Origin of the sequence: Nonlabens sp. Asnod3-A02, from assembly GCF_045063755.1 — a bacterium.
In the GTDB taxonomy this organism is placed as follows: Bacteria; Bacteroidota; Bacteroidia; order Flavobacteriales; family Flavobacteriaceae; genus Nonlabens; species Nonlabens xylanidelens.
In genome coordinates this window covers 381,742-405,149 of sequence record NZ_JBEFOC010000007.1, presented here as the reverse complement: position 1 = coordinate 405,149, position 23,408 = coordinate 381,742, and the positions used below count along the sequence as shown (strand labels likewise).

Annotated in this window: 25 protein-coding genes; 10 read left to right on the top strand and 15 right to left on the bottom strand. The window is 34.7% G+C overall.

The window, feature by feature from the left end:
* Positions 1-99: 99 nt before the first annotated feature.
* From ACJJVN_RS05170 to ACJJVN_RS05135, 8 genes are all read right to left on the bottom strand, one after another.
* A complete protein-coding gene (locus ACJJVN_RS05170) occupies positions 100-906 on the bottom strand; it encodes an enoyl-ACP reductase (RefSeq protein ID WP_104515407.1) in 807 nt (268 codons plus the stop codon).
* A gap of 30 nt (positions 907-936) precedes the next feature.
* Positions 937-2,616 carry a DNA repair protein RecN gene (gene recN, locus ACJJVN_RS05165; RefSeq protein WP_405377359.1) on the bottom strand — a complete coding sequence of 560 codons (1,680 nt, stop codon included), beginning with the start codon at positions 2,614-2,616 and terminating at the stop codon, positions 937-939.
* Between the two features lie 84 nt (positions 2,617-2,700).
* Positions 2,701-3,603 (bottom strand): DUF4835 family protein, encoded by a 903-nt coding sequence (locus ACJJVN_RS05160; RefSeq protein WP_405377358.1) that lies wholly within the window; start codon positions 3,601-3,603, stop codon positions 2,701-2,703.
* The gene (gene coaBC / locus ACJJVN_RS05155; RefSeq protein ID WP_405377357.1) at positions 3,578-4,786 is read right to left on the bottom strand and encodes a bifunctional phosphopantothenoylcysteine decarboxylase/phosphopantothenate--cysteine ligase CoaBC; all 1,209 of its coding nucleotides are present in this window, start codon (positions 4,784-4,786) and stop codon (positions 3,578-3,580) included. The genes ACJJVN_RS05160 and coaBC overlap by 26 nt, the downstream gene beginning before the upstream one ends.
* Before the next feature lie 12 nt (positions 4,787-4,798).
* Positions 4,799-5,125: a DNA-directed RNA polymerase subunit omega gene (locus ACJJVN_RS05150; protein ID WP_104515411.1), complete on the bottom strand. Its 327-nt coding sequence runs from the start codon at positions 5,123-5,125 to the stop codon at positions 4,799-4,801.
* 2 nt (positions 5,126-5,127) lie between these two features.
* Complete coding sequence (locus tag ACJJVN_RS05145; protein WP_104515412.1) at positions 5,128-5,940, bottom strand: outer membrane protein assembly factor BamD; 813 nt, start codon at positions 5,938-5,940, stop codon at positions 5,128-5,130.
* 78 nt (positions 5,941-6,018) lie between these two features.
* On the bottom strand, positions 6,019-6,897 hold the full coding sequence (gene dapA / locus ACJJVN_RS05140; protein WP_405377356.1) for a 4-hydroxy-tetrahydrodipicolinate synthase: 879 nt from the start codon (positions 6,895-6,897) through the stop codon (positions 6,019-6,021).
* A gap of 1 nt (position 6,898) precedes the next feature.
* Positions 6,899-7,411, bottom strand: coding sequence for a DUF6913 domain-containing protein (locus ACJJVN_RS05135; protein WP_405369468.1), 513 nt, complete (start codon positions 7,409-7,411; stop codon positions 6,899-6,901).
* Positions 7,412-7,465: 54 nt separating this feature from the next.
* Here ACJJVN_RS05135 and ACJJVN_RS05130 point away from each other — a divergent pair, with 54 nt between their 5' ends.
* The 5 genes from ACJJVN_RS05130 to ACJJVN_RS05110 all read left to right on the top strand — a co-directional run bounded on the left by ACJJVN_RS05130 (position 7,466) and on the right by ACJJVN_RS05110 (position 11,757).
* Complete coding sequence (locus ACJJVN_RS05130; protein WP_405377355.1) at positions 7,466-8,263, top strand: 5'-nucleotidase C-terminal domain-containing protein; 798 nt, start codon at positions 7,466-7,468, stop codon at positions 8,261-8,263.
* Positions 8,264-8,284: 21 nt separating this feature from the next.
* Positions 8,285-9,211 carry a bifunctional metallophosphatase/5'-nucleotidase gene (locus tag ACJJVN_RS05125; protein WP_405377354.1) on the top strand — a complete coding sequence of 309 codons (927 nt, stop codon included), beginning with the start codon at positions 8,285-8,287 and terminating at the stop codon, positions 9,209-9,211.
* Positions 9,201-9,830 (top strand): hypothetical protein, encoded by a 630-nt coding sequence (locus tag ACJJVN_RS05120; RefSeq protein WP_405377353.1) that lies wholly within the window; start codon positions 9,201-9,203, stop codon positions 9,828-9,830. The genes ACJJVN_RS05125 and ACJJVN_RS05120 overlap by 11 nt, the downstream gene beginning before the upstream one ends.
* 40 nt (positions 9,831-9,870) lie before the next feature.
* Entirely contained in the window at positions 9,871-10,026 is a 156-nt protein-coding gene (locus ACJJVN_RS05115) for a hypothetical protein (RefSeq protein ID WP_405377352.1), read from the top strand.
* A 447-nt stretch (positions 10,027-10,473) separates the two neighbouring features.
* On the top strand, positions 10,474-11,757 hold the full coding sequence (locus ACJJVN_RS05110) for an ammonium transporter (protein WP_405377351.1): 1,284 nt from the start codon (positions 10,474-10,476) through the stop codon (positions 11,755-11,757).
* 82 nt (positions 11,758-11,839) lie between these two features.
* Here the strand turns inward: ACJJVN_RS05110 and ligA are convergent, their stop codons facing one another.
* The 3 genes from ligA to ACJJVN_RS05095 all read right to left on the bottom strand — a co-directional run bounded on the left by ligA (position 11,840) and on the right by ACJJVN_RS05095 (position 15,411).
* Positions 11,840-13,897, bottom strand: a complete 2,058-nt coding sequence (gene ligA, locus ACJJVN_RS05105; RefSeq protein WP_405377350.1) for an NAD-dependent DNA ligase LigA — start codon at positions 13,895-13,897, stop codon at positions 11,840-11,842.
* Positions 13,898-14,001: 104 nt separating this feature from the next.
* Positions 14,002-14,853 (bottom strand): peptide chain release factor N(5)-glutamine methyltransferase, encoded by an 852-nt coding sequence (gene prmC / locus ACJJVN_RS05100; RefSeq protein ID WP_405377349.1) that lies wholly within the window; start codon positions 14,851-14,853, stop codon positions 14,002-14,004.
* 81 nt (positions 14,854-14,934) lie between these two features.
* Positions 14,935-15,411: a GNAT family N-acetyltransferase gene (locus ACJJVN_RS05095; protein WP_405369474.1), complete on the bottom strand. Its 477-nt coding sequence runs from the start codon at positions 15,409-15,411 to the stop codon at positions 14,935-14,937.
* Positions 15,412-15,566: 155 nt separating this feature from the next.
* Here ACJJVN_RS05095 and ribD point away from each other — a divergent pair, with 155 nt between their 5' ends.
* Both ribD and ACJJVN_RS05085 read left to right on the top strand, forming a co-directional pair.
* Entirely contained in the window at positions 15,567-16,574 is a 1,008-nt protein-coding gene (gene ribD, locus ACJJVN_RS05090; protein WP_405377348.1) for a bifunctional diaminohydroxyphosphoribosylaminopyrimidine deaminase/5-amino-6-(5-phosphoribosylamino)uracil reductase RibD, read from the top strand.
* The gene (locus tag ACJJVN_RS05085; protein ID WP_405377347.1) at positions 16,571-17,437 is read left to right on the top strand and encodes an EamA family transporter; all 867 of its coding nucleotides are present in this window, start codon (positions 16,571-16,573) and stop codon (positions 17,435-17,437) included. The genes ribD and ACJJVN_RS05085 overlap by 4 nt, the downstream gene beginning before the upstream one ends.
* Before the next feature lie 54 nt (positions 17,438-17,491).
* On the opposite strand, the gene ACJJVN_RS05080 is transcribed toward ACJJVN_RS05085, so the two are convergent.
* Positions 17,492-18,064 (bottom strand): hypothetical protein, encoded by a 573-nt coding sequence (locus ACJJVN_RS05080; protein WP_405377346.1) that lies wholly within the window; start codon positions 18,062-18,064, stop codon positions 17,492-17,494.
* A gap of 86 nt (positions 18,065-18,150) precedes the next feature.
* Between ACJJVN_RS05080 and ACJJVN_RS05075 the strand changes: the two genes are divergently transcribed.
* Positions 18,151-18,756: an IMPACT family protein gene (locus ACJJVN_RS05075; protein ID WP_405377345.1), complete on the top strand. Its 606-nt coding sequence runs from the start codon at positions 18,151-18,153 to the stop codon at positions 18,754-18,756.
* Between the two features lie 90 nt (positions 18,757-18,846).
* Here ACJJVN_RS05075 and ACJJVN_RS05070 read toward each other — a convergent pair whose 3' ends face one another.
* On the bottom strand, positions 18,847-19,251 hold the full coding sequence (locus ACJJVN_RS05070) for an acyl-CoA thioesterase (protein WP_405369479.1): 405 nt from the start codon (positions 19,249-19,251) through the stop codon (positions 18,847-18,849).
* 192 nt (positions 19,252-19,443) lie between these two features.
* On the opposite strand from ACJJVN_RS05070, the gene dnaA reads away from it, so the two are divergent.
* Together dnaA and ACJJVN_RS05060 are read left to right on the top strand one after the other, a co-directional pair.
* Positions 19,444-20,871, top strand: a complete 1,428-nt coding sequence (dnaA, locus tag ACJJVN_RS05065) for a chromosomal replication initiator protein DnaA (protein WP_104515608.1) — start codon at positions 19,444-19,446, stop codon at positions 20,869-20,871.
* Positions 20,872-20,879: 8 nt separating this feature from the next.
* Positions 20,880-21,344 (top strand): low molecular weight protein-tyrosine-phosphatase, encoded by a 465-nt coding sequence (locus ACJJVN_RS05060; RefSeq protein ID WP_405377344.1) that lies wholly within the window; start codon positions 20,880-20,882, stop codon positions 21,342-21,344.
* 60 nt (positions 21,345-21,404) lie between these two features.
* Here ACJJVN_RS05060 and ACJJVN_RS05055 read toward each other — a convergent pair whose 3' ends face one another.
* Both ACJJVN_RS05055 and ACJJVN_RS05050 read right to left on the bottom strand, forming a co-directional pair.
* The gene (locus ACJJVN_RS05055; protein ID WP_405377343.1) at positions 21,405-22,460 is read right to left on the bottom strand and encodes an AMP-binding protein; all 1,056 of its coding nucleotides are present in this window, start codon (positions 22,458-22,460) and stop codon (positions 21,405-21,407) included.
* Positions 22,432-23,406 (bottom strand): CPBP family intramembrane glutamic endopeptidase, encoded by a 975-nt coding sequence (locus tag ACJJVN_RS05050; RefSeq protein WP_405369483.1) that lies wholly within the window; start codon positions 23,404-23,406, stop codon positions 22,432-22,434. Before ACJJVN_RS05050 ends, ACJJVN_RS05055 begins: the two co-directional genes overlap by 29 nt.
* Between the last annotated feature and the right edge of the window lie 2 nt (positions 23,407-23,408).

The window sequence follows — 23,408 nt, the reverse complement described above, 5'->3', positions numbered from 1 at the left end:
TATAATATTTTAACATTTACGCTTTCGCGAAAGCGTAAAAAACAAAAAAAGCCTTATCATATGATAAGGCTTTTAATTATTTAAAATGAAATATTCTACTTAGAACTTTTCAATCACTTCTTGACTTACTCCAGTATTAGAAAAACCTCCATCATGGAAAAGATTTTGCATAGTAACTTTTTTAGTATAGTCAGAAAATAAAGTCATCGTATACTCAGCACAATCCTGTGCTGTAGCATTACCTAACGGACTCATTTTTTCTGCATAATTTATAAAACCATCAAATCCTTTTACACCACTACCGGCTGTCGTAGGTGTAGGTGATTGAGAGATAGTATTCACTCTTACCTTTTTATCTTTACCAAAGAAGTAACCAAAACTACGTGCAATAGATTCTAGATATGCCTTATTATCTGCCATATCATTATAATCAGGAAAAGTACGTTGCGCAGCCATGTAAGTCAGGGCTACAATACTACCCCACTCATTCATCGCGTCATTCTTATGTAACGTTTGCATAACCTTGTGAAAAGAAACAGCACTCACGTCCCATCCTTTTTCAGTGTATTTATAATTTTGATCTGTGTAAAGATTCCCTTTACGCACATTTACACTCATACCTATAGAGTGAAGGACAAAGTCTAATTTACCTCCTAATATCTCTACAGACTTATTTACTAAGTTTTCAAGATCTTCAATACTTGTCGCATCTGCAGGAATTATTTCACTTCCAGTTTTTTCAGCAAGTTCTTTAATTTGCCCCATACGCATAGCAACCGGCGCATTAGTAAGTACAAATGTAGCTCCTTCGTCATGAGCTAATTGTGCTGTTTTCCATGCTATAGAATTTTCATCTAAGGCACCGAATATGATTCCTCTTTTTCCTTTTAATAAATTGTAAGCCATAATTCTTGATTAGGTCGCAAATATATAAAACTAATTGAGTAGCGCACGAGCATTTTCTCTCGCAGCATCAGAAATTGTTCCACCACTTAACATCTGGGCTATCTCTTCTAATCTCGCCTCTTCATTAAGTCGTTGAATAGTACTCACGGTCTTATTATTTTCTGTTATTTTTTTTACGATTAAATGATCATTTCCTGATGCAGCTATTTGTGGTAAATGTGTAATTGCCATCACTTGCATTCCCTCACTCATAGATTTCATAATAACCGCCATCATAGTAGCTATAGAGCCACTGACACCGGTATCAATCTCATCAAATATTATAGTAGGTAATTTTTTGCATCTCGCAAGTATAGATTTAATAGCTAGCATTAACCTAGACAACTCTCCTCCAGACGCTGCTTTATCCAGCGACAATAACTGAGAACCTTTATTTGCAGTAAAAAGGAACTGTATTTGATCTATCCCTGTTTCTCCAAAAGTACCTAACGGCGTTATATCTACTTTAAATTGAGCATCTGGCATACCTAACGCCTTTACAACACTCAAAACTTCTTTTTCTAGAGCTGTTTTGTACTGACTTCTTTCCTTAGAAATTTTAGCCCCTAATTTTGTCAGATTTAATTCAGCATCATTTAATTTTTTTTCTTGCTGTTTGATTTTTTTATCAAGACCTTGTGAAACAAAGACTTTATCTGCAAGCTCATCTCTAAGGTCTTTTAAAGAATCTACCGTATCTACTTGGTGTTTTCTATACAGGTCTTCTAATAATCGTATAGAATTATTAATTTGAATTAAACGTTCTGGATCTGCCTCTATCTTATCTGCCTCTACAGAAGATTCTTGATATATATCTTCTAGCTCTAAAAGAACTGAAGAAAGACGCTCCTTTAAAGAAGAATACACTGTAGAGTATTCACTTATTTTTGAAAAATTATTTTGCAAATGCCTTAATTGATCTAACATTCCTAGATCATCTTCAGAAATCGTGTTGTTGAATTCTGTAAAAACCTCAGTAATACTCTCTACATTACTCAACTGCTCATTCTCTTCTTCTAGAGCTTTTTGATCTAATTGATCTAAGCCAGCCTCTTCTAATTCTGATAATAAGAAATTATTATAATCTAACTCTTTAGAAAACTGAGCTTCCTGACCCTGTAATTTCTTGAGTTCTTTTTTTGCGTTATTATAAACAAGTAATTCCTCCTTATAACTACTGAATATTTGGGATGCAGGCTTTTTTGAGTCCTTAGTGTTTTCAATAAGAAAAGCGTTCAACACCTCTATTTGAAAAGTATCCTTAGAAAGCTGTAATGTCTGGTGCTGAGAATGAATATCTATAAGACGCTTACCTATATTATTCATAACAGAAAGAGTCACAGGAGTATCGTTAATAAACGCTCTACTTTTACCAGAAGGTAAAATCTCTCTACGCAAAAAACTTAAATTTTCATAATCCAGATCTGCTTCTTCAAACAAATGCTTTAATTGTAAATCAGAAATATCAAACTGAGCCTCTACAACACATTTACGCGAGGTATCTCTTATCGCACTTAAATCTGCACGGTTACCTAATATCAATCCTAATGCACCTAACAAAATTGATTTACCTGCACCAGTTTCTCCTGTAATCATGGTAAGACCATTTTGAAGATCTAATTCTAGTGAGTCGATCAGTGCAAAATTCTCTATTTGAATATGTTTAAGCAATTTGTATACAGCTATTTAAGCAGTTAAAGAACTACTAGTTTATAAAACATAAATCTAGGTAAAAAGAAGGAAGTAAAAAAGAGGTTACACCTTAATATTGCGCCATTTTGAAGACTGGTTAGGCGCTAGTTTTTGTAGTGAGGTTTTTATATCCCTTATATCTACCGCCGGCCCTGAAGAATAAATACTCATTATCTCGTCTGCCTTTGCGTCAAAAAACGTGCGTTGCAATAAACTATTAGGCCTACGACTGTGCAATTCCTCAAATTGCATGATGTATTTCTTTAATAAGATCTTACCACTTTTAGAGTCTTTTGAAAAAGCATCTAACCCTTTAATATGATAATCATACATTACATCTCTATACTCCTTATAGGTATCTGAAAGCATATCATCATTAAGCCTAAACCTACTAAGAAGTCCATCACTAGCTTTCCAACCAGCTACTCCTTGTGAGCCTTGAGCTAGATTTACTATAGTCTGCGCTTGCTCGTGAAATTCTTGCCCACCTCTTTTTTCAAAAGTATCAGCATCTATACCTAAAGTAGTATAAGCATAAAAAGAAATAAGCGATATTAAATTATTCTCAAATTGATTTGCGTTGTAAAAAAACGGAGCATATTCTACATACTCAAAGGCGATATCATTATCCTTAAAATTGAATATAGGGGTCGTATAAGAAGAATTATAAACTGGTCTAGAGACAGATATTTGAAAATTACCACTGAATCTATCGTTATCATAATTAGTAACAACAAAAACTAGAGAAGCATTAATTTTTTCAATCTCCTTAAATTTTTGATCTGTCCACTTTGTATTATTTAAAAACTCTTGCATTGAAGTTTCTAAAGTCGTAAAAATAGTTTGATTAGGCTGTGCCACATTCTGCGCATTTACCTGTACAGTAAAATTAAGTTCTTGAGCATTTACAGTTGACACTGCACAAAATAAAACAAGAAAACTATAAAATATTTTTAATAATTTCATCTACGATATCTTTTGCTACTTCGGTTTTCGGTTTAGTCTCAAATCTTGAAACATTTTTATTCTTATCTATAATCGCAATTTTATTAGTGTCTACACCAAATCCAGCACCTTTATCTCTCATAGAGTTTAATACTAGTAAATCGGTTTGCTTCTTTTCCGCTTTCGCGAAAGCGTGCTCTAATTCATTCTCTGTTTCTAAAGCAAAACCTACTAAAAATGGTTTTTGAGTCATAGCTCCAACACTAGCTAAAATATCTGGATTCTTGACTAACTCAATAGTTAACGTATTAGACTTCTTTTTTATTTTTTGATCAACAGGATTTGCTGGTCTATAATCTGCTACAGCCGCACTAAATATAGCAACATCTGTAGTAGCAACCATGGAGTGTACTGCATCATACATTTGCTGCGCACTTTTAACGTCTACTCTATCTATGAGTTCATGATCTGTCTTAACATGACTAGGCCCCATAATTAATTTAACCGACGCACCTCGATTTGCTAATTCTAACGCAATTGCAGCGCCCATTTTACCACTACTATGATTACCTATAAAACGTACAGGATCGATAGGCTCATATGTTGGACCAGCTGTAATTAGGCAAACTTTATCTTTTAATGGTAATTTACTAGAAATCTCTTTTTCAACAAAACTAACGATCTCTTCTGGCTCTGCCATACGGCCTTTACCAGACAAACCACTAGCTAGCTCTCCATCACCTGCAGGAATCATAAGATTACCGTAAGCGTTGAGTTGATCAAAATTATTTTGTGTAGAAGGATGTTTATACATGTCCAGATCCATTGCTGGAGCATAATAAACAGGACATTTTGCACTACAGTAAACTGCTAGCAACAAATTATCTATAGTGCCATTTACCATTTTACTCATGGTATTTGCGGTAGCAGGCGCTATAATCATTAAGTCAGCCCAGAGACCTAATTCTACATGATTATTCCACGTATCATTATTATCTTCTTGATTTGTAAAATGACTTAAGACAGGGTTTTTAGAGAGAGTAGATAAAGTAAGTGGTGTCACAAACTCTCTGGCAGCTGGTGTCATAACCACCTTAACAGCAGCGCCCGCTTTAACAAGCAGGCGCACTAGATAAGTAGTTTTATAAGCAGCTATACCACCGGTTACACCTAGCAATACATTCTTACCACTTAATACAGACATAATTTTATTAAATTAACTTTCAGTAGAACTTGTATCTCTAAAATAGATTTTACCTTCTAACCATTCTTCAACTGCGATAGCAGCAGGTTTAGGTAAACGCTCATAAAATTTAGAAACTTCTATTTGTTCTTTATTTTCAAAAACCTCTTCTAGAGAGTCGTTGTAAGTAGCAAATTCTTCTAGTTTTTCAACAAGTTCTTCTCTTACATCAGTATTGATCTGTTCCGCACGTTTTGCGATAATAGAAATCGCCTCATACATATTACCTGTTGGAGCAGTTAATGCATCACGGTTATAAGTAATAGTCGTGTTAGGAGCTGTTAGGTTTTTAGTATCCATTGTTATATTTTACTTGTATTCTTAGAATTATAATCCTCTATTTTAGCGTGTATATTGTCGGCATCTTCTTTATACTCACTATCAGGATAGCGTTTTGCAAAGGTATCATAATATTTCTTAGCAAGAGCTAGTCTTTCAGGAACTAAGTTAGAAAAACTATTCATAGCATATTCATATTGAGATTCTAGCAGATAATACTGAGCATCATCTTGATATTCTGAACCTGGATGATCTACTATAAAATTCTCAAACGCACTTATTGCTGAAATATAACCACCTCTAAAGTTACCAAAATGATGGTACTGTTTTGCCGTCTCGTATGCTTTTTTATCTAGCTTAGACCTTAATTCATCTACCAGTAGGTTAGTCTCGTCAGCAAACTGACCAGAAGGATAAAGGTTAATATATTCCTGCAGTTTAGCAAGCGCTATATTCGTATCATTTTGATCTTTTGAATATATAGGAGACATTTGATAATGACTCTTTGCAGCCATAAACAAAGCAAGTTCTGCATTAGGGTTTGCTGGGTGAGATTGTATAAAACGCTCATATTGATAAGCACTATTTACATAGCTTTTATCTTCATAAAGAGCCTTAGCATATTTAATAGCCATAGGCGCAGCACTATCTGTACCACGATAAACCGGTATAATTTGCTCAAAAAGCATTAAACTTTTTCCATACTTCCCTTTTGCAAACAATGTATCTATCATAGCTACTTTGACAGCGTTATCTTCTGACTTAAGAGCTTTTTGATAAGAACTACAACTAGCAAGGGTTATGGCTACAATTAATACTACGACAAGGTTTTTCATACTTAACTTTAATGGGCTGCAAATGTAACTTTTTCTATGGAAAAAGAAAGCCCGTTCACACTGCTTAACGTAATGATTTTAATTCTCGTATTGGTCTAAAAAAGATTTTAATCTTGAACTTAGGTCTTCATCTACTTTAACTAACGGTAATCTTACACTGTCGTCACATAAACCTAGATGATGCAATAATGCTTTTATCCCACAAGGATTACCTTGTTCAAAAATCATATCTATGCTCGCCGCTATTTTATAATGCAACTCATAAGATTCTCCTACATCTCCATTTAAAGAATAACGTATCATGTCAGAAAAATCTTGTGCCATAGCCTGACCTATTACAGATATAACACCTGCTCCACCTGCTAGTGTCATTGCGTTTGCAATCATATCATCTCCAGATATCACAAGAAAATCTTTGGGAGTATATTGAATCATATTCATAGCTTGTACCAGATCTCCTGCAGCCTCTTTTATAGCAACTACGTTGTCAAATTGAGACAATCTAACTACTGTTTCTACTGCCATATTAGAACCTGTTCTTCCTGGAACATTATACAAAATCACCGGTAAAGGACTAGCCTCAGACACAGCTTTAAAATGTTGGAAAATTCCTTCTTGAGTAGGCTTATTATATGCCGGCGACACAGACAACACTGCTACAAAACCTTCTAAATTTGCCGTTTTTAACTCATTAACTACTACAGCAGTATCATTGCCACCTACTCCTATAACTAGGGGTAAACGACCATCATTTGCCTTTTTAATAGTTTTAATTACTTCTTGCTTCTCTTCTTTAGAAAGCGTCACACTTTCTCCTGTAGTACCTAGAACTACTAAATAATCTACACCATTATCTACTTGATGGTTAACAATACGAGACAACGCCTCGTGATCTATCGCTCCTTGAGCGTTAAAAGGCGTTACAAGCGCAACACCGGTACCTATTAAATCTTGCATGTTAATTATTAAGAATTTTTAAATATTTCGCAATTTCGGAGATAAATAGCTCTTGATTAGTTAATGGAACGTTAACTGCAAGATCATAAGAACACTCTTCATGAGAAGGATAACCTACTTTAAAACCACTATTTAACTTTAAAGACACATACCTGGTCATTATACTAGGAGTTTCAAAATAGTTGATTTGTAAATCATAAGACGCACTCAAGATCTTTTTAAAATCTACTGATGAGATACCTCCACTCCATTTAACAAGGTTTTTATCAAACAAAACAGCTCCTTCTACACTATCATTCTTTGCGTCCTTAGTAAAACCTAGAAGTGTTAAATTTTCTATAGGAATATGTAAAGTTTGAGCCCACTTTTTAAAAAGCTTTATATCAGACACTTGATTCACATCAAAAACTATTACTAGCGTTTTAGGCCAGTGTTGCCTGCGCTCCCTCAAACTATTTTCTAATTTACGGAACTCTTTACGTAACCATCGCTTTTTTAAAACGTCAAAAATCATGTACTTTTACTACTTATTCTACTTCACAAAAGTAGCACAATAGCACGAAGCTTTATGAAAAAAAATAAGTTAGTAAACAGTAAGGTACTATTTAATAATACCGCTTTCGCGAAAGCGGTATTATTATCCACCATCTTTCTAGTTTCCTGCAGTCAGAAAGGATACCAACTTAACAAAGTCTCAGGAAATCAAACAGCCGTAGACTCAAATTTAAAAAGCACTGAAGAAATCGAGGCTTTTATTGCCCCTTTCAAAAAGTCTCTAGACGGACAAATGAACGAGCAGATAAGCTACAACACTACTTCAATGCATAAGAATGACTATAAACTCAACACTCCTATTGGGAATATGATGGCAGCTATAGTCAGAACACAAGGAGAACCTGTATATAATTCTAGAACCGGCAAAAACATAGATATAGTATTACTTAATCATGGCGGTATACGTGCAGGGTTAAACGCAGGACCAGTTACCATGCGCAATGCTTATGAAATCATGCCATTTGATAACGAAATAGTTGTTGCAGAATTGAGCGGTAAACAGGTTAATGAAATGATTAATTACCTAATAGAACGTAAAAGCGCACATCCTATAGACGGTTTGCAAATTTTACTAAATACAGACGACTCCATCCATACCGTACTTATTAATAAAAAACCTCTAGACATTAATAAAATATACACCGTTGCTACTAACGATTATCTATATAGCGGTGGTGATAACATGAGCTTCTTTAAAGGAGCACCTATTACTAAAATAGATTATAAAATAAGAAATGCCGTTATTGATTATTTTAAAAAGGTAGACACGTTAAAATTTGAGAGAGATAACAGGTTTGACATCTTAAAGTAATTTTACCCCAAAGCAAATAAAATGGAAAGAAGGAAATTTATACGCAATACAAGCGCAGGAATTGTAGCAGGAACAGCTTTATGGTCTAATTATGCTCTTGCAAATGGCATTATTACAGGTCCAGAACTAGAAATAGGCACTAAAAAAATAACCATACTACATACTAACGACACTCACTCTCATATAGAACCTATCTCTGGCGGCCGTAACGATGGCCGTGGCGGCGTAGCCCGTAGAGCAGCTTTGATTAATACAGTAAGAGAAGAAAACCCCAATACACTACTTCTAGACTGCGGTGATATATTTCAAGGCACTCCATATTTCAATTTCTATGGTGGTGAGCTTGAGATTAAATTGATGTCTATGATGGGATATGATGCCGCTACCATAGGTAACCACGATTTTGACAACAGTATAGATGGACTATACAAACAACTGCCTAACGCTTCTTTTGACTTTGTGATTTCTAACTATGATTTTTCTAACACCATAATGGACGGTCATACTAAATCGAGAAAGGTAATTATAAAGGATGGCGTGCGTATAGGATTATTCGGCGTGGGAATACAATTACAAGGTCTAGTGGATCCTAAAATGTATAAAGAAACGATCTATAACGACCCTATAGAAATCGCAAAAGATCAAGCTAGGTTATTAAGAGAAGAAGATAACTGTGATTTAGTAATTTGCATGTCGCATTTAGGTTACTCTTATCGCGGTGATAAAGTATCTGACCTTGCTCTTGCTGCAGCTACATCTGGTATAGATTTAATTATAGGTGGTCATACACACACATTTTTAGACGCACCTGAAATTGTAAAAAATGCAATAGGAAAAGACGTAATGGTAAATCAAGTCGGATGTTACGGTATCAACTTAGGACGTATTGATTTCTATTTAACAGAAGGAAAAATAGATAAAGGTGTAGATGTGGTTTATGAAGTATAGAAAATATTTTATTATTTCGTTCGTGGTTTTTCTCCTAATTAGCTGTTCGAGTAAAAAAGAATACAGTTTTAAAACTGTAGACTACCGTAATGTATATCAATATTTAGATAATTATTTAATTTTTGATGGATCTAATAAAAAAGATTTAGTTGTAACGACTAATAACGGTACTATTAAACAAAATGAAAATGGTCGCTATATCTTGAATTTTGAAGAAAAAAAACGAACTAGCTTATTTATTACTTATAAAAATCAGGTAGATACAATTGTTGTCAATGCCAAGAAGTTTCCAAATCCTAAATTTCAACTTCACCCTAAAAATCCTATAAACAATAAGCTTAAATTAAAAGATTTTAAAAAGACAAGATCATTTTCTTCATTTCTCCCAAATTTTAATTTGAATGTTACTTGGAATATAGAAGACTTAAAAATCACCAAAGTAAGAGATGGAAAAGTCTCAATAATTAATGGATCTTCTACAACTATAAAAATAAGAAGAATGGTAGATTCAGGACAAGCTGGAGATCAATACTTTATTACAGATATTAGATGTCGTTTAAATATACATGATCACATTATCTATGCTAAAAGCATCAATTTTGAGGTTGTGAAGGATTAGCAAAAATACTTTTAACAATTGTATGCTTCAAATTTTGAAAATGAATACTAAAACTATAACAAAAGGATTTATAGCCACTGGCGCAATGAATATAACTGGTGTTGCTATTTTCTCTAAAGGATTAACAAACAAAGTTATTACAGAAACAGATCCTGTGGTCATGTCCTATTTCGGACTATTAATGATTATGGTATGAGGCACGGCATATATAGCTGTTTCTAAAACTTTTAAAAATCTAAAATGGCTTATAGGTGTGTTTGTTATAGAAAAACTAGCCTATGCACTTGCTTATTTACATTGGTTTTTTAACAATAGCCTAGAAACGGTTTACGATCGAGAGACCTACTAGCTGGTATTTTCTATTCCATTTACGGACTCAATGATTTTATATTTATGATTTTCTTCAGTTATGTGTTTTTAAGAATTAAAAAACTAAATTAACCAGCCTTTTAACAGCTCTGTTTCATTCTTGAATAACCTAAAATAAGATATTCACAATTCTACCCCTATAAAATTATCATATCACTACCCAAAAACACACCTAAACAACCCTTCACCCTATTTTAAATAGGGTTGTCAGCAATAAAACTGAATATTTAAGACTGATGTTCTATATTTGAAAAAATAATCAACCGATTTCAAAATGGGCAGAAAAGTCAATTTCATTATTCTTGCAGTATTAGTATTAATCAGTTTATTCTTCAGTAGTCCTTATACTGAAAACGGAGACATGAGCGCTATAGATAGCGGTGATACTGCGTGGATGTTAATCGCATCTGCATTTGTCTTATTAATGACACCAGGTCTAGCCTTTTTCTACGGTGGTATGGTGAATAAAAAATCGATGATCTCAACAATGTTGCAAAGTTTTGTAGCATTAGGTGTAGTGAGTATTCTATGGGTACTTATAGGTTTCTCACTTGCTTTTGGAGAAAGCTGGCACGGAATCATAGGAAACCCTATGACTTTTTTCAACTTCAGAAACGTAGGGCTTGCGCCTAACCCAGACTTTGCGGGCACGGTTCCATTTTTAGTATTTGCTTTGTTCCAACTCAAATTTGCTATCATAACACCAGCACTTATTACTGGTAGCTTTGCAGAGCGTGTGCGTTTTAGAAGCTACATATTATTCATGGTTCTATTCACCCTTTTCATATACACACCACTAGCTCATATGACATGGCATCCAGACGGCTTATTACGCAACTTAGGCGTTTTAGATTTTGCAGGTGGTACTGTTGTTCATATGAGTGCAGGATTTGCTGCCCTAGCAGGTGCTGTTTATTTAGGTAAACGTAAAAAAATAACACATGACCCTGCAAACGTTCCTTATATTATCTTAGGAACTGGCTTGCTATGGTTTGGTTGGTTTGGCTTTAATGCAGGTAGTGCGCTAGCTGCAAATGCAGATGCCGTTATCGCGTTTGCAAACACTAACATCGCCAGTGCAACAGCCATGATTACATGGATGTTTTACGAGAGGTTCAGTAACCGTAAGATGAGCGCCTTAGGAGCCTGTATTGGCGCCATAGTTGGACTAGTCGCTATCACTCCTGCTGCAGGATTTGTAACTATATCCCAAAGTATTTTCATAGGTTTCTTTGCTGCTATAACTAGTAACCTAGCTATTTCATGGTTTTCAAAAACAGGAATAGATGACACACTAGATGTTTTTCCTAGTCACGGTGTTGGAGGAATAGTAGGTATGATTCTTACCGCAGTATTTGCAAAAGAAGTAGGACTTACAAGCGGTGAAACAGACACTTTTATGTGGCACATCATTGCTTTAATAGGAGTTTCTATATTTACCTTTTTCGGCAGCCTTGCACTTTATAAAATTGTGGATCTATTAATTCCTATAAGAGTAAGAGACGATCAAGAAGAGCGTGGTCTGGACGCAAGTCAGCATGGAGAAGAAGTAAGTTAATTGATTATAAATATATTTTAATTCCGCTTTCGCGAAAGCGGAATTAAAACAATAAGATTTCTTTAAATCATTAAACAGAAACCTATTTAACCATATCAAGAAATTCTTGTTCACTTATCATAGTGATCTCTAATTTCTCTGCTTTCTCGAGCTTAGAAGGCCCCATTTTATCACCACGTATAAGATAATCTGTTTTACTAGATATAGAACTAGAGTTTTTACCTCCATTATCTTCTACCAACTTTTTAAGATCATTTCTAGACATTTCAAATACTCCAGAAATAACAAAGCTTTTACCAGTTAATTTCTCTGTTTGCCCTTCTAGTTGCTCTTCACTTAATGCTAGCTGTAATCCAGCTGTCTTTAATCGATCAATAAGTGCAATATGATAATCGTCCTGTATAAACTCTACGAGAGATCTAGCTATGCTCTCACCTATTTCTGGTACTGCAGTCAGTTCTTCTATTTTCTTATCTGCCGCACTAGTAACATCTGCAAAAAGGTCTAAACCATTCTTTTCTGGCTCTGCAGGCATTTTTAAAAGTGCGTCTATATTTTTATACTGTTTAGCTAGTTTTTTAGCAACCGTTTCCCCAACATATCTGATTCCTAATCCAAATAACAATCTCTCAAACGGAACCTGTTTACTTGCAGCTATCCCATTAATCATATTCTCGGCACTTTTTTGAGCCATACGATCTAATGGCAAAACCTGCTCTACAGTTAGATCGTACAAATCTGCATAGTTATGAATCATTCCAGCCTCTACTAATTGATCTACCGTTTCAGCACCTATTCCATCTATATCCAGTGCTTTACGAGATATAAAATGCTGTATACGTCCTTTTACCTGCGGTGGGCACGCCATTTCATTAGAGCAGTAATGCTTTGCATCTCCTTCACTACGCACCAACTCTGTATGGCATTCTGGGCAATGTGTCGCATAAACTGTAGGAACAGAGTTTTCTGGTCTCTTAGACAGATCTACTGCAACTATTTTAGGTATGATCTCACCACCTTTTTCTACATAAACTTCATCACCTACTCTTATATCCAGTTTTTCAATCTGGTCTGCATTGTGCAAACTCGCTCTACGCACTGTGGTTCCAGAGATCTCAACAGCCTCTAAGTTTGCGACAGGTGTTATTGATCCTGTACGACCTACTTGATAAGTAATCTCTTCTAACCTCGTAGAAACTTGCTCTGCAGCAAATTTGTATGCCATGGCCCATTTAGGCGCTTTGGCAGTAAAACCTAGCTCATCTTGCTGGTCTAATGAATTCACTTTAATCACTACACCATCTGTTTCATAAGGCAACTCCTTTCTTGCCACATCCCAATGATTGATAAATTCAAAAACCTCTTCTATAGAATCAACTAATTCACTTTCCTTAGGAGCTTTAAAACCCCATTTTCTAGCATATTCTAAAGAGTCATATTGTGTCTTTACTGGTAAATTATTTCCTGCAAGTGAGTATAATAAACAGTCGAGCGGTCTTTTTGCAACCTCTGCACTATCCTGTAATTTTAAACTACCACTCGCCGTGTTGCGAGGATTGCGATATAAATCTAAACCTTGTGCTTCACGTTCTTCATTCATCTTATGAAATCCTTCCCATGGCAATACAATCTCTCCTCGTATTTCAAATTTCTCAGGAATATCATCTCCCTTTAATTGTAATGGCACCGACTTAATAGTACGCACGTTTGCCGTTACTTCATCACCTTGATTTCCATCACCACGAGTTACCGCTTGTATAAATTTGCCATTTTCATAATGCAAACTAATGCTCGCGCCATCATACTTTAGCTCACAAGTATATCGAATATCACCATCGACAATCTTCTTAATACGCGTTTCCCAATCACGCAAATCATCAATGGAATATGAATTATCCAGCGAGTACATACGGTTGATATGCTTTACGGTATGAAAGTTTTTTGTTACCTCTCCACCTACACGTACTGATGGACTAGTCGCGTCATAGAACTCAGGATGTGCAGCTTCTAGCGTTTTTAATTGCTCCAATTTTTTATCAAATTCAAAATCTGATATAGTAGGATTATCGTTTACGTAGTAATTAAAATTATGTTCACGCAATTCATCGCGCAAGGATTGTATTTGTTCTTTTGGACTCATAGAAAACGTGCTATCTATTGCTCTAATTATAAGATTGTAAAATACAAAAAGGGCTGCTTATTTATTAATTCTTTACGGTTTGATATCAACAATTTATTTAATTCTTAAAGCTCATTTTTATGAGCCTTCATCATTCTATAGTTACCGTTTAAATCTTTATAAATTTGAGATTCAAAACCTAATTCTGTTGCTAGATTTTTCATCTCTTCTGGTAGGTATTGATTAATTTCAAAATAAAGGACACCATCTTTTTTCAAGGCTTTTTGAGCCAATTCCAATATTTTACGGTAAAAAATTAAAGCATCATGATCTTCTACGAACAAAGCCAGATGCGGCTCATTTTCTAGGACATTATCATGAATTTCTTGCTTTTCTAAATTCCTAACATATGGTGGATTACTCACTATAACATCATACTGTTCTGGTAATTCTTCTAAAGTTAGTACATCTTGTAGAATAGTTTTTACAGGTGTCTTAAGTCGAGCAGCATTTGCTTGTGCAGTTTCTAGCGCCTCACTAGAAACATCCATCAACGTCACACTAAAACTAGACATAGCAGCCTTAAGAGACAAACCTATACAACCGGTTCCTGTACCTATATCAATCATGTTGAGATAGGTATCTTTTTTATGATTCTCGATAATCATATGTACCAGCTCTTCCGTTTCCTGACGCGGTATTAAAGTAGCCGAATTCACCATAAACTCATGCCCGTAAAAATGAGCTTTACCAGTTATGTACTGTACCGGCTTTGACGTATTCAATTCTTTCAAAGCATTTTGAAGCACCTCTTCTTGAATGTGACTCATCTCTTCTCTATCATTAATTAAAAAATCAGATCGAGACCAATTCAACAAATCTTCACAGACTATTTGTAAAATACTATGAATTTCATTTTCTGGATATAATAGAGCGAGCTGCTCTTGATAAAGAAGTTTGAATTGATTTAAAGTCATTTTTTTTCAATTGAAATTGAATTCAAAAACTGAACTCAAAATGTAAATTTATAAGGATTAACTGTAAATAATTTAAATTAACTAAAACCTCTTCAACATCTGCACTGGACATGAAAAATGCCCTGTATCACCTAGTGGCGCTTTTAATAACTCAAAACCTACATGCTTATATAAACCTTGTGCCTTATACATATTATCCATAGTCTCTAGATAAATACTTTCAAATTTCAAGCTAGCTGCATACTCTAGACAGGTCATCATCATTTTTTTACCATAGCCTTTTCCACGAGCTTCTGGTTTAAAATACATTTTTTGCAACTCACACACATTCCCTTTGTAGTTATCTAAAGGAGCAACACCAGCGCCACCTAATACGACACCATCTACCTCTAACACATAATATGCACTACGCGGCTGCTGGTACTGCTTATACATAGCTTGTGTAGCGGCATCACTGTAGGCAGTCCCTACTTTAGGCGCCCCATGTTCAAGGATGGATTCTTGAATTATATCTTTTATAGCCTGATTATCTTCAGGTAAAATTTTGCGAATTTTCATAATGCGAATTTAAAGTTCCCTTTCCAAATAATATCTAGAGTTAGGAATATATTAGAATCTCTTCATTCACTCTTCATCACACTGCTCGTTAAATTATTTTCTAATTTTAAAAGGATTTCTCTTTTTGATTTTAATTCAGCCTTACTTTTGTATCAATGACTGTAGATGAGAAATACATGCAACGCTGCATACAACTAGCACAAAATGGATTAGGCACCACGTATCCTAATCCGCTAGTGGGAAGTGTAATCGTTTCTGAAAATGACGAGATTCTTGGAGAAGGATGGCATAAAAAATCTGGTGAACCGCATGCTGAAGTTAACGCAGTGCGTGATGCTGAGAAAAATGGTTATGGTAAAGACGCTTTCGCGAAAGCGGTATTATACGTAAACCTAGAGCCCTGTTCTCACACCGGAAAAACTCCACCTTGCGCATCTATGATCGTGAAAAAAGGCTTTAAAAAAGTAGTCATAGGCTCTCTAGACCCACATGAAAAAGTGGCCGGCAAAGGTGTTGCTATATTAAAAGAAGTAGGCATAGACGTCACCGTAGGCGTCCTAGAAAAAGAATGCAATTTTCTTAACAAACGCTTTTTTACTTTTCATAGAAAAAAACGCCCTTATATTATTTTAAAATGGGCCGAAACTGCCGATGGTTTTATAGCGCCCGCAGAAAAAGACGAACAAAAACCAGTATGGATTACTAACTCCTATTCTAGACAATTATCTCACCGATTAAGAGCTGAAGAAAATGCAATCCTTATAGGCGCACAAACCGTGATAGATGATAACCCATCATTAACTTGCAGGGACTGGCATGGAATAAACCCTACACGCATAGTTCTAGATTCTAGAAATACTCTAAATAAAAACTACGTTGTGTTCGATAATCAAGCACCTACTATTACTATAGACTCTAACAATCCTGAAAACATAATTAAAGAACTCTATAACAACCAGATACAATCGGTTATTATAGAAGGTGGCTCCCGTACTATTCAACAATTTATCGATGCTAATTTATGGGATGAAGCGATGCAATTTATGGGAACCGAAATTTTATTTCATAACGGACTGCCAGCGCCAAAAATAAATGGCAACTACACAATTCTAGATAGAGTAACTATAAAGCAAGATGTTTTAAAAACATATCTTAACGCATGATCTGGTTATTCCTGAGTGTTATCACATCTAGTTTACTTTATGTGATTTTCAAATACTTTGAAATTTTTAAGGTAAACACCTTACACGCTATCATCATTAATTACATTATCGCGTGCATCACAGGTTTAACATCCTATGGACAAGTACCTAATGTGGAAAACATCTTACAGGCAGACTGGCTGTATTATTCGTTTTTTATAGGCGCACTTTTTATCTTTATCTTTAATATCATGGCACTTACCAGCCAGAAAAACGGTCTAACGGTAGCCGCTGTATCTGGGAAAATGTCACTTGTTATTCCTGTTGTCGCAGGAATATGGTTATATCAAGAATCTATAGGATGGATGAAAATAGCAGGCATATTACTCGCTCTTGTTTCTGTATACCTTACTTCGGTTAAAAGTAAGGATGGACTTCAACTGGATAAAAGAACGCTTATTCTTCCTGTTATTTTATTTTTAGGAAGTGGTATCATAGACACCACTCTTAAATATGCCGAAATAAACTATGTCCCTATAGGAGAAGAATCTCTATTCAGCGCCATGTGTTTTGCCACCGCTTTTACAATAGGTATCATCATTCTTTTGTACGAGGCGACACAAAAGCGTTTTATCAATTTAAGGTCTATAATTGCTGGTATCGCATTAGGTATTCCTAACTATTTTTCAATTTACTTTATAATCAAATCTTTAAAAAACGGCATGGAAAGCAGTGTGGTTTACCCTATTAATAATGTGGCTACCGTTCTTTTTGCTTCTATTCTAGGCATTCTTATATTTAAAGAAAAACTTATCCCTAAGAATTACATAGGTATTATAGTGGCTATAGTTGCTATTCTTATGATCGCTTTCGCGAAAGCGTAACACAAAAAAAAGCCTCTCGGTTAAGAGAAGCTTTTTGAACAAATTGTATTTTTTTTACTGTCTTTCAAATTCTGCGGCACCTTCTATAACCGTATCTATCGTTGCTCCATTAGTGTCTTGTGTTGTAAAACCGTTTATTTCAATAATTAAATCTGTGGCATCTAATGTCTGTATAGTTTGAATGGCTTCACCTTGTGCAAAGGGAGAAGATCCTGTTCCAGAACTACCTGAAAATTCAATAACGTCGTTAGTAATAACATAAGTTCCTGAATCATTTATAGATTGGGTTTGATTTCCTACCGACATTCCTAATGCAAATGCCTCTGTAATTAATTCCCCTATTGCAGTATAAGTTCCATCAGCATTAAATGTGAGTATTAAATCTGAACTTACGAACTCAACTTCGGCCACAGAATCTACAGTATTCCCCATAAACGTAATGCTAGTGGTAGTGGTAGTAGATACATCTGTATATAACCAATCTCCTACTATAGAAGCAGTAACATTTCCACCGCCAGTTCCAGTTCCATTACCTGTAGTTTCAGTGTTTAAGCTAGGATCTAAAGGTTCGGTCTCACAACTAATTATTGCGGCTGATAAAAATAATAAGGCTAAGATCTTTTTCATTGGTTAAGTTTAATAGTTATTTTGCTAAAATATTCTAACTAATCGCTTTCACAAGTTCTTAAGATTGCTTTAACATAATTTTATAATTGGCAGATTCCTACAAAACAATAACAAAACCTACCACAGAGATCTTATATAAGGACAGAGGTAGTAAATTTTACGGCTATGCTTTTCCTATTACTAGTGATGAAGAGGTGAATGATTTAATAGCTCCATTGCGTAATAGACATCCTAAAGCTGGACACCATTGCTATGCATGGAAACTGGGCGCAGACGATAATAACTATAGAGCAAATGATGATGGAGAACCCAGCCACAGTGCAGGTGACCCAATATTAGGGCAAATTAATTCTTATGAATTGAGCGATGTTCTAGTTGTAGTTTCAAGAATATTTGGAGGTACTAAACTAGGTGTAGGTGGCTTAGTAAGCGCTTATCGTGAGGCTGCAAAAATAAGTTTAGAAACAGCACAAATTAAAGTACGCACCATCACCGCATCTATTGAGATCAAATTTGAATACCCACAAATGAGTCAGGTAATGAGATTTATAGATGAAAATAATTTTAAAATAGGAAAACAAGAATTAACTGCTAGCTGTGTTATCAACATTGATGTTCCAGCATCACAACAAGAAGCCGTCACTGCTCAAATCAATAAAATGTACCCTATAAAAGCAAAAACCATAGAATAAATGATTGTATGATTATCATCATTGATTTTATAAAACAAAAAGGAAAATACAGCGTTATTAACTAACAGAAATTGTTAAGAACCTACATAATTAGAATAATTGCTCACAAGCTTTAAGGAATTCTGGAATAGGTTTTCTAGGCCTAAAGGTTTTTGCATCGGTAAATACTAATGTTAGATCACATATTGCACAGAGAACACCACTGTTGTTAACTATTTCATACTCAAAAACAACCCTTGTGGTAGGCAGTGATTTCAGTCTGATTTTGACAGAAATTTCCTCCCCAAATTTGATCGGATTTTTGTACTTAATATCGATATTATATACAGGTAACAACACACCATTCTCTTCCATTTTAACATAGGAAAAACCTAATTGATTCAACCACTCTAACCTTGCTTGTTCTAAGTAAATCAAATAGTTAGCATGATGAATAATTCCCATTTGATCTGTTTCTGAATATCTAGGCTTTATGTTAATTGTGATAGTATCCATAATAATTTATAGTTATTAATTAGGTTTTAAAAAAAGAAATATCCTTGCGACTTTTTTTTCAGAAATCAAACCTGAAATAAATTTTTTTTAAGGTTTTTTATACACATATTTGTCATCGATTTTAACAACAGGATTTCTTTGTGATTTTTAGTTCTTAATCGACCCAACTCTAACTTGAAAAAAGTAATATATATGACACTGACTGCAGAATCGGTATGGGACAATTGTCTAGCTTTTATAAAGGATAATATTGCACCCCAAGCTTACAAAACTTGGTTTGCACCTATTAAGCCGGTAAAGCTAACAGATACTGCCTTAAGTATTCAAGTACCTAGTCGTTTTTTTTATGAATGGCTAGAAGAACATTATATAAAATTATTAAAAACTGCCTTAACACGTGAACTAGGCGAGGGAGCAAAATTGATCTATGCGATCAAGATGGAGAACCCTACAAAAGGTATGGAAGCCTTTACTGAAAAAATACCTAGTAGTAACCGCTCTATTAATAACTCGCAGTCTGTAGATGCGCCAGTTAGAAGTAAAAGTCCAGAGCTTAAGAATCCTTTTATTATTCCTGGAATAAGAAATGTAAAGATCGAGTCTCAACTTAATCCTTCTTATAACTTTGAAACTTTCTTAGAAGGTGATTCTAACAGACTAGCACGTAGTGCTGGTATGGCTGTTTCTAACAAACCTGGTGGAACTAGTTTTAATCCTCTATTAATATTCGGTGGTGTAGGTTTAGGAAAAACACATCTTGCACATGCGATAGGTGTAGGTATCAAAGAAAACTACCCTGACAAAACAGTACTTTACATAAGTGCTGAAAAATTCACACAACAGTATATTGAATCTGTACGTAAGAATAATAGAAATGATTTTATTCACTTCTATCAAATTGTAGACGTTCTTATCGTTGATGACATTCAGTTCTTTGCAGGTAAAGCGAGTACACAAGATGTTTTCTTCCACATATTTAATCACTTGCACCAAAATGGTAAACAAGTGATTCTTACAAGTGATAAGAAACCTGTAGACATGCAGGATATTGAACAACGCTTACTTTCTCGTTTTAAATGGGGACTTAGTGCAGAGTTGAATCATCCAGATTATGAAACTCGTGTTTCTATAATCAAGAACAAACTATATCGTGATGGTGTAGAAATGGATGATGATGTAATTCATTATTTAGCAGACAACATTAAGACCAACATTAGAGAATTAGAAGGAGCTATTATTTCGTTAATCGCACACTCTTCTTTCAACCGAAAGGATATCACTATAGATCTTGCTCGCAAGATTGTAGAGAACTATGTAAAGAACACAAAACGTGAGATTTCTATAGATCAAATACAACAAGTAGTAAGTGACTATTTCTCAATGGATGTAGAAACACTACAGTCTAAGACACGTAAACGTCATATCGTACAAGCGAGACAACTAGCTATGTATTTTTCTAAGAAACTTACTAAGGCATCTCTAGCAAGTATAGGTACTCAAATAGGTAAGCGTGATCATGCTACTGTTTTACATGCTTGTAAGACTGTTGATAATCTTGCTTCTACCGATAAGCAATTCAGTAAATATGTTGAAGATTTACATAAAAAACTTTCTAACTAGAATCTATTATGACTAACATATTAATGATATGTTTAGGTAATATTTGTAGATCTCCTCTTGCTGAAGGCTTGATGAGATCTAAATTAAATTTTACAAAATTTAAAGTAGACAGTGCCGGTACAAGCGGAGGTCATAAAGGACAAGCTCCTGATAAAAGATCCATTGCTATAGCAAAGAAAAACGGACTGGATATAACAAATCAAAAAAGTCGCAAACTCTTAAAAGAGGACTTTCAGAAATTTGATTATATCTATGTAATGGACCAGTCTAATTATGATGATGTCATCTCACTTGCTTCTACAGAAGAAGAAAAGAAAAAGGTTATCAAAATATTAGATGAAGCCTTTCCTGAAGAAAATTTAGATGTACCAGACCCATATTACGGCGGTACACAAGGTTTTGAAAATGTATACCGAATGCTCGATAGAGCTACAGATGTTATTGCTAAAAGAATAGACAATACAAGAGAATAAAAAAAGCCCTTAATACAACTAGTATTAAAGGCTTTTTACTTTTAAGGCTCCTATGAGTCTTTATCTATTATCTGAAAATAGTTTTTCTAAAACTACTCTCTTATCTATTTTACCTGTGTGCGTTAAAGCAAACTCTTTTACGAAGTAAATTTCCTTAGGCACTTCAAATTTATCTAGCTTTTTAAAAGCTTTTTGTAGATCTCTTTCTTCACCTTGAATTACAAGAACAACTTTTTCACCTAATTCTTCATCTTCCTTTGCAGATAAAAAGAAAGGTTCTAGAATATGTACTGACAACTTCTGTTCTACTTGTGCTGGATGCACTTTTACAGATCCAGTATTAATAACATCATCTACCCTACCCAGTATTTTAAACTGATTCTCGTTTATTAAATCTACAAGATCGTTTGTAACTAAAGATGTTCTCGCCAGTTCTGGAGCATGAATAACTAGTTTACCTTCCTCATCTTTCTCTATAGTTACATTTTCCACAACAGAGTAATTCTCTTCATAAGAAGGATATAGTTGTCTTACCGCAATATGAGAAGCTGTCTCTGTCATTCCATAGGTATGAAATGCTTGCGTGTGTTTTCCACTTAATCGATCGATTAAACCTTGAGAAACAGCACCACCACCTATGATCACTTTACGTACCTTATGTATATCGTCCAAAGATTTAGAAACTTGCAACGGTGACATGGCTGTAAAGTCATATCGCTTTTCTACCTTTTTTAAAGGCATAGTACTAGGTTGTACTAGATCTATGTGCCAGCCTAAAGTCATGGCACGCACAAGCATCATTTTACCAGCTATATAACTTAAAGGCAAACAACATAGCACATCTTTTTCTATTCCTATATCAAAGCGTTTACCTGTCATAACAGCACTATTAATCATATGCTGTTTTATTAGTTTATACTCTTTGGGAATACCAGTAGAACCACTAGTTTTAACCGTAACTACATCAAAGTCATCTAACCAACTCAGTAAAAAATCACCTACTTGCTTTTCCCATTCTTCACCTTCTTTTACATAACTATATGCAACAGTCATCACTCCTTCATAATCTAGAGAGTGACCATTTAATTTAAACGTGGGATGTATGGTTGGGATCATAATTAGTTTTTAAGGCAGGTACTTCTATTTTACCGAACAATTTATCTTTCCAATTGTTCCATTTGTATTTCTTAGCAAACAATAAAATTAAAGCAGGATAATAAATAAACATAGGTATAAAAGTCTCCCATGTTGCAGTGGGATCTGATGTATCTATCAATAGAGAATCTGTTTGAAATGCTGTCCAGTCTGCTGTTACTAATAACGCAATGAATAAATTATTTGCAGCATGAAAACCTATGGCAAGCTCTGTACCTTCATCCATTAAAGTAAAAGTCCCTAAAAGAAAACCAGTACCTACATACCATATCATAACAATATAGCCCATAGTAGCAATTTCTGGATTAAAAATATGCATCATCCCAAAAACAACTGAAGTAAGAATATAAGGAACTGCTCTATTACCAGATATAATTCCTAATCCTTGCATAGCATAGCTTCTAAAAAACAGCTCTTCCCATGTAGTTTGTATAGGCACTAGAGCGATTGCAATAACTGCAAGTATCGCAAAGTTAGTCGCATCATAGTTCCATATATAAACCTCTGGCGCACTGTAATACCCTATTAAAGTAGTTGCTATAGATACAAGTCCTACCACACCAAAGGCAAAGAAAGCTCTATTCCAATCAAATTTATCTCGTGAGGTAGTAGATGCTGTCCAGCTTAACTTATGAATATATTTAATCCACAACCACCACACTAGCGTACCTACCACAAAACTGAACATCAATAAAAAGAAAGTAACATTTTTTGAAAAGGTATTCATTAATGTAGACTCATCTAGATTGTTTAATGCATCTACTCCATGAAGCGTAAATTGCTCATAAATTACAGCAATAGTGAATGGCATAGCACCAAAAAACTGACAACCCAAAAATATTACCACGGCACCTATCAGCCACTTCCACGTATCATGAAAACCGTTTGCACCTCTTTTAATAAACATAT